This is a genomic window from Lentzea sp. HUAS TT2 (genome assembly GCF_051853195.1).
GTDB lineage: Bacteria > Actinomycetota > Actinomycetes > Mycobacteriales > Pseudonocardiaceae > Lentzea.
The window spans coordinates 5,085,622-5,097,945 of record NZ_CP196667.1; the positions used below are offsets into that span (position 1 = coordinate 5,085,622).

General features: G+C 68.3%; 13 protein-coding genes and 1 pseudogene. 7 read left to right on the forward strand and 7 right to left on the reverse strand.

Annotation, left to right across the window (positions count from 1 at the left end; translation table 11 throughout):
* The first annotated feature begins 1 nt into the window (after position 1).
* Positions 2–736 carry an arylamine N-acetyltransferase family protein gene (locus ACSHWB_RS25530; protein WP_439655801.1) on the forward strand — a complete coding sequence of 245 codons (735 nt, stop codon included), beginning with the start codon at positions 2–4 and terminating at the stop codon, positions 734–736.
* Here the strand turns inward: ACSHWB_RS25530 and ACSHWB_RS25535 are convergent.
* Positions 691–2,391, reverse strand: a complete 1,701-nt coding sequence (locus ACSHWB_RS25535; RefSeq protein ID WP_439655802.1) for a glycoside hydrolase family 5 protein — start codon at positions 2,389–2,391, stop codon at positions 691–693. The genes ACSHWB_RS25530 and ACSHWB_RS25535 overlap by 46 nt on opposite strands.
* 88 nt (positions 2,392–2,479) lie before the next feature.
* Between ACSHWB_RS25535 and ACSHWB_RS25540 the strand changes: the two genes are divergently transcribed.
* Both ACSHWB_RS25540 and ACSHWB_RS25545 read left to right on the forward strand, forming a co-directional pair.
* Positions 2,480–3,040: a helix-turn-helix transcriptional regulator gene (locus ACSHWB_RS25540; RefSeq protein ID WP_439655803.1), complete on the forward strand. Its 561-nt coding sequence runs from the start codon at positions 2,480–2,482 to the stop codon at positions 3,038–3,040.
* A gap of 56 nt (positions 3,041–3,096) precedes the next feature.
* Positions 3,097–4,330: pseudogene (locus tag ACSHWB_RS25545) on the forward strand (FAD-dependent monooxygenase).
* Here ACSHWB_RS25545 and ACSHWB_RS25550 read toward each other — a convergent pair.
* Positions 4,251–5,009: a DUF72 domain-containing protein gene (locus ACSHWB_RS25550; protein ID WP_439655804.1), complete on the reverse strand. Its 759-nt coding sequence runs from the start codon at positions 5,007–5,009 to the stop codon at positions 4,251–4,253. The pseudogene ACSHWB_RS25545 and the gene ACSHWB_RS25550 sit on opposite strands and share 80 nt — an antisense overlap.
* Before the next feature lie 72 nt (positions 5,010–5,081).
* On the opposite strand from ACSHWB_RS25550, the gene ACSHWB_RS25555 reads away from it, so the two are divergent.
* A complete protein-coding gene (locus tag ACSHWB_RS25555) occupies positions 5,082–5,369 on the forward strand; it encodes a type II toxin-antitoxin system Phd/YefM family antitoxin (RefSeq protein ID WP_439655805.1) in 288 nt (95 codons plus the stop codon).
* Complete coding sequence (locus ACSHWB_RS25560) at positions 5,357–5,764, forward strand: type II toxin-antitoxin system VapC family toxin (protein WP_439655806.1); 408 nt, start codon at positions 5,357–5,359, stop codon at positions 5,762–5,764. Before ACSHWB_RS25555 ends, ACSHWB_RS25560 begins: the two co-directional genes overlap by 13 nt.
* Here ACSHWB_RS25560 and ACSHWB_RS25565 read toward each other — a convergent pair.
* On the reverse strand, positions 5,715–6,287 hold the full coding sequence (locus ACSHWB_RS25565; protein ID WP_439655807.1) for an HAD domain-containing protein: 573 nt from the start codon (positions 6,285–6,287) through the stop codon (positions 5,715–5,717). The genes ACSHWB_RS25560 and ACSHWB_RS25565 overlap by 50 nt on opposite strands.
* Before the next feature lie 59 nt (positions 6,288–6,346).
* Here ACSHWB_RS25565 and ACSHWB_RS25570 point away from each other — a divergent pair, with 59 nt between their 5' ends.
* Complete coding sequence (locus ACSHWB_RS25570) at positions 6,347–6,664, forward strand: hypothetical protein (protein WP_439655808.1); 318 nt, start codon at positions 6,347–6,349, stop codon at positions 6,662–6,664.
* A 43-nt stretch (positions 6,665–6,707) separates the two neighbouring features.
* On the opposite strand, the gene ACSHWB_RS25575 is transcribed toward ACSHWB_RS25570, so the two are convergent.
* The 4 genes from ACSHWB_RS25575 to ACSHWB_RS25590 are packed head-to-tail and all read right to left on the reverse strand — an operon-like array spanning position 6,708 to position 11,458.
* Positions 6,708–8,816 (reverse strand): 3-hydroxyacyl-CoA dehydrogenase NAD-binding domain-containing protein, encoded by a 2,109-nt coding sequence (locus ACSHWB_RS25575; protein ID WP_439655809.1) that lies wholly within the window; start codon positions 8,814–8,816, stop codon positions 6,708–6,710.
* Complete coding sequence (locus tag ACSHWB_RS25580; protein WP_439655810.1) at positions 8,813–10,084, reverse strand: thiolase family protein; 1,272 nt, start codon at positions 10,082–10,084, stop codon at positions 8,813–8,815. Before ACSHWB_RS25580 ends, ACSHWB_RS25575 begins: the two co-directional genes overlap by 4 nt.
* A gap of 34 nt (positions 10,085–10,118) precedes the next feature.
* Positions 10,119–10,568, reverse strand: coding sequence for an ABA4-like family protein (locus tag ACSHWB_RS25585; protein ID WP_439655811.1), 450 nt, complete (start codon positions 10,566–10,568; stop codon positions 10,119–10,121).
* Positions 10,565–11,458 carry a hypothetical protein gene (locus ACSHWB_RS25590; RefSeq protein ID WP_439655812.1) on the reverse strand — a complete coding sequence of 298 codons (894 nt, stop codon included), beginning with the start codon at positions 11,456–11,458 and terminating at the stop codon, positions 10,565–10,567. The genes ACSHWB_RS25585 and ACSHWB_RS25590 overlap by 4 nt, the downstream gene beginning before the upstream one ends.
* A 60-nt stretch (positions 11,459–11,518) precedes the next feature.
* Here ACSHWB_RS25590 and ACSHWB_RS25595 point away from each other — a divergent pair, with 60 nt between their 5' ends.
* Positions 11,519–12,181 (forward strand): MerR family transcriptional regulator, encoded by a 663-nt coding sequence (locus ACSHWB_RS25595; RefSeq protein ID WP_439655813.1) that lies wholly within the window; start codon positions 11,519–11,521, stop codon positions 12,179–12,181.
* Positions 12,182–12,324: the final 143 nt, after the last annotated feature.

Here is a 12,324-nt window from a genome sequence, read left to right on the forward strand (position 1 = left end):
GGTGGACGAATACCTTCAGCGCATCGGTGCCTCCCGCACGTCGTCGTTGGCAGAGCTGCACGAACGGCACCTGCTGAGCGTCCCGTTCGAGAACCTGTACACCCACATGGACATCCGGATCGTGCTGGAGATCCCGTGGCTGTACGACAAGATCGTGGCGCAGCGGCGCGGCGGGTTCTGCTACGAGCTCAACGGGTTGTTCGCGGAGTTGTTGCGGCACTTGGGACATCAGGTCGACCTGATGTCCGCGCGGGTGTACAACCAGGACGGCTGGCTCGGGTACCCGTTCGACCACCTGACGTTGCTGGTGGACGACGAGTGGCTCTGCGACGTCGGTTTCGGGGCGTTCGCGCTGCACCCGCTGCGGTGGGACTCGCGGGAGGACCAGCAGGACCCGGCGGGGGTGTTCCGGCTGGTCGACGACGGCGACGACGTGGAGGTCCTGCACGGAGGCGAGCCGCGTTACCGGGTCGAACGGCGACCGCGCTCGCTGGAGGAGTTCGTGCCCGCCTGCTGGTGGCAGCAGACCGCGCCGGAGTCGAGCTTCCGGGTGGCGCCGCGGGCGACCATCGCGACGCCCACCGGCCGGATCACCGTGACGGACCAGAAGATCGTGCTGACGGAGAACGGCCGCAAGACCTCGACTGACGTCGAGGATCCCGCGGCCGCGTTCCTAGAACACTTCGGACTTCACTTCCGGCAGAGCAGCGCGTCCGGGGTCCTGCGCCAGTTGTAGGCGACACCGGCGATGTGCTCGTCCTGCGCGCACTGGCCCTTGTAGTTCCCGTTGGCCCAGTCACCGCCCTGGTCCGGACGGTTGTCGCCGCGGTCGAACCACAGCACGCGCGTCTGCGTCCCCTGCACGACGGGTGCGCAGACCAGCGTGAAGTTCGCGTACCCGACGGCCGCGTTCCCGTTGGGGCACTGGAGCTTCGTGTAACCCGAGGCCCAGTCGTTGGTCACGTGCTGCTCGTTGGTGACCCTGGTCGTGCTGCTCCACTGTGGACCGCTGACGCACAGGCCGCGGTTGCCCGTGTGGCTGATGCCGACGAGCTTCTCGTTCTGCGGGCACGATTCCTTGAGCAGCTGGTTCCAGCGCGTCTCCTGCGGGATCTGCCCGGTGCGGCTCGGCGCGCCGACGAGCCGGTTCCACGCGCCCGCCCGCCAGTCGTCGCCGTCGTTGACACCCATGCGGTTGCCGGCGGCGTCCCAGTGCAGCAACGCCCATCCGTTGCCGCCGCGGTTGGTGTGGAAGCCGACCAGCGGCCAGTAGGCGAAGTCGGTGTCGTTCGCGATCAGCTGGTCCACGAACCGCTCGAACCAGTCGCGCGCCCTGGGGTTGTTCTCGCCGCGGCCGCCGACGCCGAACTCGCTGATCCACAGCGGTGCGGTGAAGTGCTTCTGCGCCTCGGTGATGAAGAAGGCCTGACGCTGCAGGACGTTGATGTGATCCTGCGGCGAGAGGTCCTGGTAGCGCGGGTCGGTCGTCTCGCCGATTCCCGTCGCGCCGCTGTGGTTCGGGCCCGTGTAGCCGTAGAAGTGGGCGGAGTAGACGAGTTTGGCGGGGTTGGCGAGCGTGTGGCTGAGGAAGCGGGCGGGCTCCAGCGTCGGCCGGCCGTGCGCGAAACCGTCGACCGGGATACCGGTCCAGTTGATGCCCTCGACGATGACGAGCAGGTCGGGCGCGGTCTGCTGGATGCGGTCCGCGGCCTGCTGCGAGGCCTTGTGCCAGTCGTGGTCGTTGCCCCAGCCCCAGTTCGGGTCGTCCCAGACGTTGCGGCGCACCTCGTTGTAGAGGTCGGCGCCGACGACGCGCTTGTTCGCCTTGTAGCGGTCGGTCATGAACGCCCAGTCGTTGACCCACTGGTCGGTGCTCTGACTGGTGTTCCACCGCTCGTTGCCGTCGACGCCGCAGCACCAGCGGGACGTCGTGGTGTGGTTGTTGAGGATGACCGCGACGTTGTTGCGGGTCAGCTCGGCCACGACCGCGTCGTAGACCTCGAGCGGCCGCTTCCCGTTGAGCTGCGCGTCCTTCAGGCCGTTGACGGGGTTGGTGTCCTTGATCATCTGGTTGGAGAACGGCAGCCGGACGCTGTTGACGCCGATCTCCTTGAAACCACTGATGATCGTGGCCATCGTCGCGCGGTCGAGCCCGAGCGGGACCTGGTCGGCCTTCTCGCCCGAGTGGTGGTTGGCGGGGTCGTTGATGTCGCCGGAACCGGTGTAGGTGCCGCTCGCACCGTGCCAGTTCCCGGACTTGAGCTTGAAGCGGTCGCCGTGTGCGTCGACGATCCACCGGCCTCGGGTGCTGAGGGGGCCGGTCCAGGCCGCCTCGTCCCCGTGCGCTTGCACGGGGGCCACGAGACTCGCGGCCAGGAGCAGGGGAGCCAAGACGCGAATCGTTCTCATATCTGAACAGGCTAGTTGACAACCGGGGGCTTGCATCAAATGCTCGGATCCGAGCGATCGGAGCCGAGTGATGAAGAACCCGCTGGGTATGGCGGTGCTGGGATTGCTGCTGGAGTCGCCTTTGCACCCACATGCGATGGCGGCGACATTGCGCGAACGCGGCATGGACAGGTCTTTCAAAGTCACGACAGGTTCGCTCTACGACGTGGTGCGCGCGCTCATGCGTGATGGGTGGATCGAGGCGCGCGAGACCGTGAAGGTCGGCGCGCGGCCGGAGCGGACGATCTACGGACTCACCGCGGCGGGGCAGCAGGAGTTCACCCGCTGGGTGGACCGGCTGGTGAGGGAACCGCAGCCCGAGTTCCCGAAGTTCCTCTCCGCCGTCAGCTACCTCGGCGCTCTCGGGCCTTCTGGAGCAGTGGAGGCGTTGCGGGAGCGGGCAGAGCGGTTGCGGGCGTCGCTCGAGGAGATGCGCGGGTCTCACCGGGACGCGCTGGAGCAGGTGCCGCGGCTGTTCGTGGTGGAGGTCGAGTACGCGGTCCGCCTGGCGGAGGCCGAGCTCGGGTGGGTCGAGGAGATCATCGATGACGTCGAGTCCGGCCGGCTCGCCTGGCCTGAGGAGCAGCGATGACGGTTCTGGTCGCCGGCGCGGGTCCGGCAGGGCTGATGGTGGCGGCCGAGCTCGCGCTGGCCGGTGTCGAGGTGGCCGTGGTGGACGCGGCGCCCTCGCGGTTTCCGCATCCGCGTGGCTTCACGTTGTCGGCGCAGTCTGGAGCTGCTCGACCGGCGCGGGCTCGCTGACCGGTTCCTGGCCGAGGGACCCGTTGTGCCGTACGGGATGTTCCTGCCGGGCATGGGGCTCGACTTCTCGGTGATGGACACCGATCACCCGTACGCGCTCGGCATCGCGCAGAACCGCGTCGAGGAGCTGCTGGAGGAGTGGCTCGCCGAGCTCGGAGTGCGCGTTCAGTGGGGGCGCGAGGTCGTGGACTTCTCGCAGGATCCTGATGGTGTCGACGTCAGCGTCGGCGATGAACGTTGGCGTGTCTCGTATCTGGTCGGATGCGACGGCAGCCGCAGTGTGGTGCGCAAGCGTGCAGGGATCGCTTTTCCCGGTGTGGACGCGACCTCGTACGGGCTGATCGCGGACGTCGAAGCCGACTTCGACGCGCTCGCGACGGGGGAGGTGTTCGTGCTGCCTCGGCCGGGGTACGTGCGGATCGTGCTGGGTGAGCCGGAACCGAGGTCCGGCCAGGTCGAACTCGGCTACGTCCAGGAGCTGCTGAACGCGAGGCTGGGCCGGGTGGTGCTGTTGGGGAGGCCGTTGTGGCTCAGCAGGTTCTCCGACGCCGCCCGGCAGGCGGAGAGCTACGTGCGCGGCAGGGTGATCCTCGCCGGGGACTCCGCGCACGTCCATCCGCCGGCGGGTGCGGTCGGCGTGAACGTGGCGCTGGCCGACGCGATGAACCTCGGCTGGAAGCTGGCCGCGACCGTCTCGGGCCGGGCACCTGACGGCCTGCTGCAGACCTACCACGACGAACGGCATCCAGTCGGGGCGCGCGTGGTGCGGACGGCACGGGCGCAGTCGTTGCTCGGTCGCGAGGACCTGTCGCCCGTGCGAGACCTTCTAACGGAACTGGGAGGGGTGGCGGGCAAGCACCTCGCCGAGCTCGTCACCGGCGTGGACACCCGGTATGACCCTCGTATACCGGGCGACCACCCGTTGCTCGGACGGCTGGCGCCGAACCTCTCGGTGGAGGTCGGCGGGAGGTCCACGACCGTCGCCGAGTTGCTGCGTCCCGGCCGGCCGGTGCTGCTGGACGACCTCGGCGGCGTGCTGATCAGGCCGGACGGGCACGTCGCGTGGGTGGCCGACCCGGAGACGCTTCCCGCCGCGTTGCGAACGTGGACCGGGCCATGAGGCTCAGCGCGTTGCGGGGAGCGGCGCCGTGCATGGTGTTGTCGAAGTAGACGTAGGTGTCGCGATCCCAGTCGTGGATCTTCCCGGCCCACTCGTCGAGCTGATCGTCGTCGTAGGAGCTGATGTACAGCTCGTCATGGCCGTGCAGGCGGACGTAGGCGAAGTCGGCGGTCACGGCCTCGATGCACGGGAACGTCGGTGCGTCCGACACGACGTGAGCGACGTTGTGCGCGTGGAGCAGGTCGAAGTAGGCGTCCGTGCGAAACGACTCGTGACGGGGTTCGAGCGCGTGGCGGCCCGGCGGGAGTGCGGCGAGGAAGTCCTGGAGCGTCGCGCGATCGAAGCGCAGCGACGGCGGCAACTGCCAGAGGACCGGTCCCTGTTTCGGGCCCAGCGCGAGCGACTCGGTGAACGTCTTGAGCGCGTCCTCGGCGTGACGCAGGCGCTGGACGTGCGTGATCAGCTTCGGGCCCTTGACGGCGAAGGCGAAGTCCGGCGGGGTCTCGGCGACCCACTTGCGGTAGTTCGACGCCGGTTGGAGGCGGTAGAAGGAGCTGTTGATCTCTATCGTCTCCATGCGGGTGGCGAGGTGGCTCAGCCACAGCCGCTGGGGGACGCCGCGGTAGAAGTCGTCGCGCCACTCGGGGTAGCGCCAGCCGGACGTGCCGATCCTGATCACAGCCCACGGGTAGCCCGTAGCTGCTGTAGCTACTCTGTAGCACTTTCTTGAGGATTGAGCTACGGTGGTGGCATGCAGCAGCTCAAAGCCATCGGCCAGCGTGAGCTCCGCAACGACAACGCGGAGATCATGCGGCGCGTCGAGGCGGGTGAGAGCTTCGTCGTCACCCGCAACAACAAGCCCGTCGCCCAGCTCCTGCCGTACCGGGAGGAAGGCGTGTCCAGGCCTCCGCTCGGGGACGTGCAGGTGCTCTTCGGCACCCTGCCGCCGGTCGACGCGGACCGCTGGGAGGCCGACCGCCGTGCCGCCGACGAGGTGTTCGGCGACGACGACCCGCTGGACGGCCCGTGGCCGAGCTGAGCTGTCTGCTCGACACCTGTGTGCTGATCAGGCTCGAGCGGGCGAACCTGGGCGAGTACGTGAGCGCCCAGCCGTTCCTGAGCGCCGTCACGATCGCGGAGCTGGCGTTCGGGCTCGACACCGAGGACCCGGTCGAGCGGTTCGCGCGCACGGAGCGGTACTACGCGGCGCTGCAGACGTTCGAGGTGCTGCCGTTCGGCGTCGAGGAGGCCAAGGTCTACGGGCAGATGGCCTCGCTGGTGCGGAGGGCGGGCCGCTCACCCCGGCCGCGCCGGATGGACCTGCAGATCGCGGCCACGGCGGCGGTCGCGGGACTGCCGGTGCTCACGATGAACGTCAAGGACTTCAAGGACGTCGGCCGTCTCGTGGAGGTCGTGCCGATCCGTCAGGTGTGAGCGGCGTGGAAGATCGCGTCCTACCAGTGAGGAACGCCCGGACCCGTTCCAGGTGATCCACGCCGATCCCCTTGCGCGGGTCGACCGGCACCAGCAGCGTGCCCGGCCTGCTCGCCGCCCACTCCTGGTCACGTGGCTGGAAGTCGTCGTCCAGCCACGCGATCGGCCGCGTCCCCGCCCACTCGGTGATCGCCGGGACCTTGCCGTGGTGGCCGTCGGCGTGATCGGCGCCGCGGCCGCCGAAGTCGATCCACTCCAGCTCGGGCAGTCCGATGCGCGGTCCGATGAACTCGTTCGCCTCGCGCTCCCACGTCGTCGCCCACGCCAGGTCCGCACCGGTCGCGGCGGCGAGCGAGAGCAGCCACGGGCCGTGCGACGGGTCGAGCCACACGCGCAGGGGGCGGAAAAAACCGTACGGACGGATTCGATGCGTGGTGTAGCCGGCGGGGCGCCGAGTCGGCTTCGCCATGAACGGGTTCAGCGGGCCGTCGACGTCCAACAGGATCGCAGGACGCGAGAACATGACCTGATCGAAACATCCAAACGGCTAATGATCCCGCGATTTATCCCGATACGTGACACATGACTGTCACGGACATCGCGGCGTGGGGCACAGCGGACCACGTGCGGGCCGCGCTGGAACGTCAGCTCGAAGGCGCGCTGGTAGAGGTCCCGGAGACCGACGGATCACCCCGCTGGGCGTTCAGCGAGGCGTTGCGCAGGTCGTTGGTGCTGCGCCAGAAGAACCCGTTCGACGTGGTCGCCATCGGCCTGCCGGACGTGCTGCGTTACCGGGACCTGGTGGCGGGTTCCGAGGTGACGCTGCGCGCTACCAAGATCGACGCCTACTTCATCCGCAAGGACGGCACGGCGGAGCAGTACCTCCCCGAAACGGAGTGAAGCCCCGGCTCCGTCGAGAGAGCCGGGGCTTCGACGCCCAGCACTAGGCAGGCACGGACGCCACACCCGGTGCCAGGAAACGCTTGCCCGTCACCTTCTCCGAGATGCCGGTGCGGTCCAGGTACGGCGTGATGCCGCCCAGCCAGAACGGCCACCCGGCGCCCAGGAGCATGCACAGGTCGATGTCCTGCGCCTCCGCGACCACGCCCTCGTCGAGCATGATCCGGATCTCCTCGGCCAGCGCCTCCAGCGCGCGGGACTTCACCTCGTCACCGGTCAGCGGTGAGGAGCCGAACTCCCACAGGGCCTGGACCTCGGGGTCGACGGTCTGCTTGCCCTGCGCGTCCCACTGCCAGACAGCGCCCTTGCCGGCGGCGACGAACTTCTTCATGTTCTCCGACACCGAGAAGCGGTCGGGGAACGCGCCGTGCATCGTCTCCGACACGTGCAGCGCGACGGCGGAACCGACCAGCTGCAGCAGGATCATCGGCGACATCGGCAGGCCCAGCGGCTCGGTGGCCTTGTCGGCGACCTCGAACGACGTGCCCTCGTCGACCGACTTGATGACCTCGCCCATGAAGCGGGTCAGCAGGCGGTTCACGACGAACGCGGGCGCGTCCTTCACGAGCACAGAGGACTTCTTGAGCTGCTTGCCGATCGAGAACGCGGTCGCCAGCGTGGCGTCGTCGGTCTGCTCGGCGCGCACGATCTCCAGCAGCGGCATGACCGCGACCGGGTTGAAGAAGTGGAAGCCCACGACCCGCTCGGGGTGCTTGAGTTTCGACGCCATGTCCGTGATGGACAGCGACGACGTGTTCGTGGCCAGGATCGCCTCGGGGGAGACGTGCTCCTCGACCTCGGCGAACACCTGCTGCTTCACGGCGAGGTCCTCGAACACGGCCTCGATCACGAAGTCGGCGTCGGAGAACGCGGACTTGTCGAGCGAGCCGGAGACCAGGGCCTTCAGGCGGTTCGCCTCGTCCGGCGAGATCCGCTTCTTGCCCGCCAGCTTGTCGATCTCGCTGTGGACGTAGCCGACGCCCTTGTCCACGCGCGCCTGGTCGATGTCGGTCAGCACGACCGGCACGTGCAGGCGGCGGATGAACAGCAGCGCCATCTGCGAGGCCATCAGGCCAGCGCCGACGACACCGACCTTGGTGACCTTGCGCGCCAACGACTTGTCGGGAGCACCGGCCGGACGCTTCGCGCGCTTCTGCACCAGGTTGAACGAGTACAGGCCCGCACGCAGCTCGTCGCTCATGACGAGGTCCGCGAGGCCCTCGGTCTCGGCGGCGTAGCCCTTGTCCAGGTCGTTCTCGCGCGCCAGCTCCAGCAGCTCCAGCGCCTTCAACGCGCCGGGCGCAGCGCCCTTGGTCTTGCCGTGCACGATGGCCTTGGCCCGCGCGACGGCGGCGTCCCACGCGTCACCGCGGTCGATCTCCTTGCGCGGCACCGTGATCTCGCCGCGCACGACGCCGGACAGCCACAGCAGCGACTGCTCCAGGTAGTCGGCGGAGTCGAACAGCACGTCCGCGATGCCCAGCGCGAGAGCGTCCTTCGGCTTGAGCATCTTGTTCTGGTTCAACGCGTTCTCGAAGATCACCGTCACGGCGTCGTTGGCGCCGATCAGGTTCGGCAGCAGCTGCGTGCCGCCCCAGCCAGGGAACAGGCCCAGGAACACCTCGGGCAGCGCGATCGCGGCCGCGTTCGACGCCAGCGTGCGGTAGTGGCACGACAGCGCGAGCTCGAGCCCGCCGCCCATGACCGCGCCGTTGACGAAGGCGAAGGTCGGGACGTCCGAGTCGGTGAACTTCTTGAAGACGTCGTGGCCGAGCTTGCCGATCGTGACGCCCTGCGAGCGGTCCGTGGCCTGCTCGACCGCGGTCAGGTCGGCGCCCACCGCGAAGATGAACGGCTTGCCGGTCACCGCGATGGCGGCCGGCTTCGCCGCGTAGGCCTCGTCGAACGCCGCGCCGAGCGACACGAGCGACTGCGGGCCGAACGTCGACGGGCGGGTGTGGTCCAGGCCGTTGTCGATCGTGATGAACGCGACCGGCTTGTCCAGGCCCGGCACCGAGATCAGCCGGGTCTTGGCAACGGTGACGACCTCGTCGGGGAAGATCGCCTTTGCTTCCTCAGCGGTGATGGTCACTTGCCACTCCAGTTCGGGTTCTCCCAGATGACGGTCCCGCCCATGCCGATGCCGATGCACATGGTGGTGAGGCCGTAGCGCACGTCCGGACGCTCGGCGAACTGACGCGACAGCTGCGTCATCAGACGCACACCGCTGGACGCCAGCGGGTGGCCGGTCGCGATCGCGCCGCCCCACTGGTTCACGCGGGGGTCGTCGTCGGCGATGCCGAAGTGGTCGAGGAACGCGAGCACCTGGATGGCGAACGCCTCGTTGACCTCGAACAGGCCGATGTCCTCAATGGACAGACCGGCGCGCTGGAGTGCCTTCTCGGTGGCGGGGACCGGGCCGATGCCCATGACCTCGGGCTCGACACCCAGGAACGAGTAGCCGACCATCCGCATGCCGACGGGCAGGCCGAGCTCGCGCGCGGTCTCCTCCTCGGCGAGGATGCAGCCGGTCGCGCCGTCGTTCAGACCGGCCGCGTTGCCCGCGGTGATCCGGCCGTGCGGGCGGAACGGCGTCTTGAGCTTCGCCAGGTCCTCGACCGTGGTGCCGGGACGCGGCGGCTCGTCGGCCGTCGCGAGGCCCCAGCCGTTCTCCGCCGAGCGGGTCGCGACGGGCACGAGCTCCGGCCCGATCTTGCCGTTCTTGATCGCGTCGGCGTACTTGGCCTGGGACGCGGCCGCGTACGCGTCGGTGCGGTCCTTGGTGATGTGCGGGAACCGGTCGTGCAGGTTCTCCGCGGTCTGGCCCATCACGAGCGCGCTGGTGTCGACGATCCGGTCCGACAGGAAGCGCGGGTTCGGGTCGACGCCCTCGCCCATCGGGTGCCGGCCCATGTGCTCGACACCGCCCGCGATGGCGACGTCGTAGGCGCCGAACGCGATGCCGCTCGCGGCCGTGGTCACGGCGGTCATCGCGCCCGCGCACATGCGGTCGATCGAGTAGCCGGGGACCGACTTGGGCAGGCCCGCGAGCAGTGCGGCGGTGCGGCCGAGCGTCAGGCCCTGGTCGCCGATCTGCGTCGTGGCCGCGATCGCGACCTCGTCGACGCGCTCCGGCGGCAGCTCGGGGTGCCTGCGCAGCAGCTCACGGATGACCTTCACGATGAGGTCGTCTGCACGTGTCTCGGCGAAAATCCCCTTGGGGCCGGCCTTGCCGAACGGCGTGCGGACGCCGTCGACGAAGACCACGTTCCGAACGCGTGCCGGCGCTGCTGGTGCGGCCACGGCGTCTCCTCCACTTGTGGTGACAACTCTGTCCACTACCGGCGGGCTGCGCGACATCCCTACCGGTCGGTAACGCCAACTCTAACCCTAGTTACTGGTGAGTAACCACTGCCGTGCCCCTGTTCGTTGTGTCACACACCTTGCGCACGATCAGGAACAGCGGCAACCCGACCGGGGCCAGCAGGATCGTGATCACCAGAACGGGTGCCATGACCAGCGGGTGGACGTCGAGCCGGCGCCCCTCGAGATACATCCAGCGCCCGACGAACAGGTCCCAGGCGAGCATGTGCGCCCACACGAGCGCGGTGCCGGCGGGCGTGGCCAGGTACTCCGCCAGTGGACCGATCTCGGGCCGGGTGACCAGGGGCAGCACCGTGGACAACTCCGGGACCAGCAACACGATGTAGATCAAGGCCGGTGGCAGCACTATCAGGTAGGACTCGGCGATCCTCTTCGTCCACGACCACTTCGGCGCGAGGATCATGAGCGCCCAGAACGGCGCGGCCACCAGGAACGTCAGGTCGAACAGGATGGCGGTCATGCGAGCGCGTACTCCTTCTTGTTGTCCTTCTTGGACGGCCGGGCCCACACCGCGCCCAGTGCGGTCGCGACGGCGATGCCCGCGAGCGTGAGCAGGGTCGTGCTGTCGGGTTGGACCAGGGACTGGCCGCGCAGCGCCTGCCAGGTCACGAGCAGGAAGATCCCGAGGAACGAACCGCTGAGGACCCACGCCAGCCTCGCGTTGGCGCGGCGGCCGAGCAGTGCGATCAGGATGGGGAGCACCTGAATCGCGTGCATGCCCACGAAGTGCCCGACCCGGAGGTCGCCGTGCTCTGTGCTCCAGCCGGTGATCGCCATGTACGACCCGCCGTCAGGCGCGCCGATCGTGTGCGAGCCGAGCGTGTCGCCGTCGAGCGCCTGGCCGGGCTTCGGGCTCGTCATCAGGAAGCCGACACCGAGGCCCAGGAACGAGATCACGAGCCCGAGGCGGATCGACCACGACAGGGCCTCGTTCTCGATCTTCGTACGCCACAGCAGGATCGCGACGATCGCGTGCGTCACCCACAGCACGACGATCGTGGAGCCCATGATCGAGAACAGCGCCGTGTCGAGCGGCGTCTCGAAGTTGAAGTGACTGCGCCTGCCGCGGATTACCTGGCCGACGATCACGACCATCTCCAGTGCCCCGGCCACCGCCAGCACGGTGCCCGCCCACCATCCGACGCGCTGGAACCTCTTCAGGAACGTGAGCAGCCACGCCAGCGTCAGCGAGTAGATCGCGAGCGACACGGCGAACTTGAGCGGCTTGAGCCAGATCGGCGAGTTGACCACCGTCCGGTCGTCGACGAGCAGTCCGACGAGCGCGATCGGGATCAGAACCACCATCAGCCCGCCGAACACGACTAACGGCCGGTGCCAGGTGCGAAGCATCTCTCTTACCCCCTGAATGGATAGCGACACTCTCTACTATCCGGAAGCTACACTATCCATATGCGTGTTGGCGAGCTTTCGAAGAGAAGCGGCGTTCCGGTGCCGACGATCAAGTACTACCTGCGCGAGGCACTGCTGCCCGCCGGCGTGCTGACCAGCCCGAACCAGGCCCACTACGACGACGAGCACCTGCGCAGGCTCAGGCTCGTCCGTGCACTCGTGGACGTCGGCGGCCTCTCGATCGCGTCGGTGCGCGAGGTCCTCGCCGCCATCGACACCCGCGACGAGTCGATGCACAACAAGCTCGGCGCCGTCCAGGAGGCCATCAGCCAGCCGAGCGCGGTGGAGCTCGACCCGCTCGCGATCGAGGACGTCCAGGGCTTCTTCGCGCGACAGGGCTACACCGACTGCGTCGACGTCACCGAGTCCAACGTGACCCACATGCTCGCCGCGGCGCTCACCGTGGCCCGCTCGGTCGGTCACGACCACTTCCGCGACCTGCTCGACCCCTACCTGCAGGGGCTGAAGATCATCGCGCAGGCAGACGTCGACTACATCGCGGGACGGGGATCGCGCGACGACGTCATCGAGGCGATGGTCGTCGGCACCCTCATCGGTGACACCGTCCTGAAGGCGGTGCGGCGGCTCGCGCACGCCGAGGTCTCGCGCGACGTGATCGGTGACAGGCCCGTCGGCGTGGAGGCTTCCGCGCCGAAGAACTGATATATCGGCCGATATATCAGTTCTGGGTCTACCCTGACCTGCGGCTTAGCAATGACTCTTTGGACTTCGTCCGCAAAAGACTCGTTGCAAAGGGGTGGCGGAGTCGGCGGAAGTTCTCGGAACCGGGTGAAAGAGCGGGCGTC

Excerpts from the sequence above, each read along its gene's own strand:
- ACSHWB_RS25540 (WP_439655803.1), top strand. The coding sequence starts at position 2,480 with ATGAAGAACCCGCTGGGTATGGCGGTGCTGGGATTGCTGCTGGAGTCG.
- ACSHWB_RS25555 (WP_439655805.1), top strand. The coding sequence starts at position 5,082 with ATGCAGCAGCTCAAAGCCATCGGCCAGCGTGAGCTCCGCAACGACAAC.
- ACSHWB_RS25565 (WP_439655807.1), bottom strand. The coding sequence starts at position 6,287 with ATGTTCTCGCGTCCTGCGATCCTGTTGGACGTCGACGGCCCGCTGAAC.
- ACSHWB_RS25570 (WP_439655808.1), top strand. The coding sequence starts at position 6,347 with ATGACTGTCACGGACATCGCGGCGTGGGGCACAGCGGACCACGTGCGG.
- ACSHWB_RS25580 (WP_439655810.1), bottom strand. The coding sequence starts at position 10,084 with ATGTCGCGCAGCCCGCCGGTAGTGGACAGAGTTGTCACCACAAGTGGA.
- ACSHWB_RS25585 (WP_439655811.1), bottom strand. The coding sequence starts at position 10,568 with ATGACCGCCATCCTGTTCGACCTGACGTTCCTGGTGGCCGCGCCGTTC.
- ACSHWB_RS25590 (WP_439655812.1), bottom strand. The coding sequence starts at position 11,458 with ATGCTTCGCACCTGGCACCGGCCGTTAGTCGTGTTCGGCGGGCTGATG.
- ACSHWB_RS25595 (WP_439655813.1), top strand. The coding sequence starts at position 11,519 with ATGCGTGTTGGCGAGCTTTCGAAGAGAAGCGGCGTTCCGGTGCCGACG.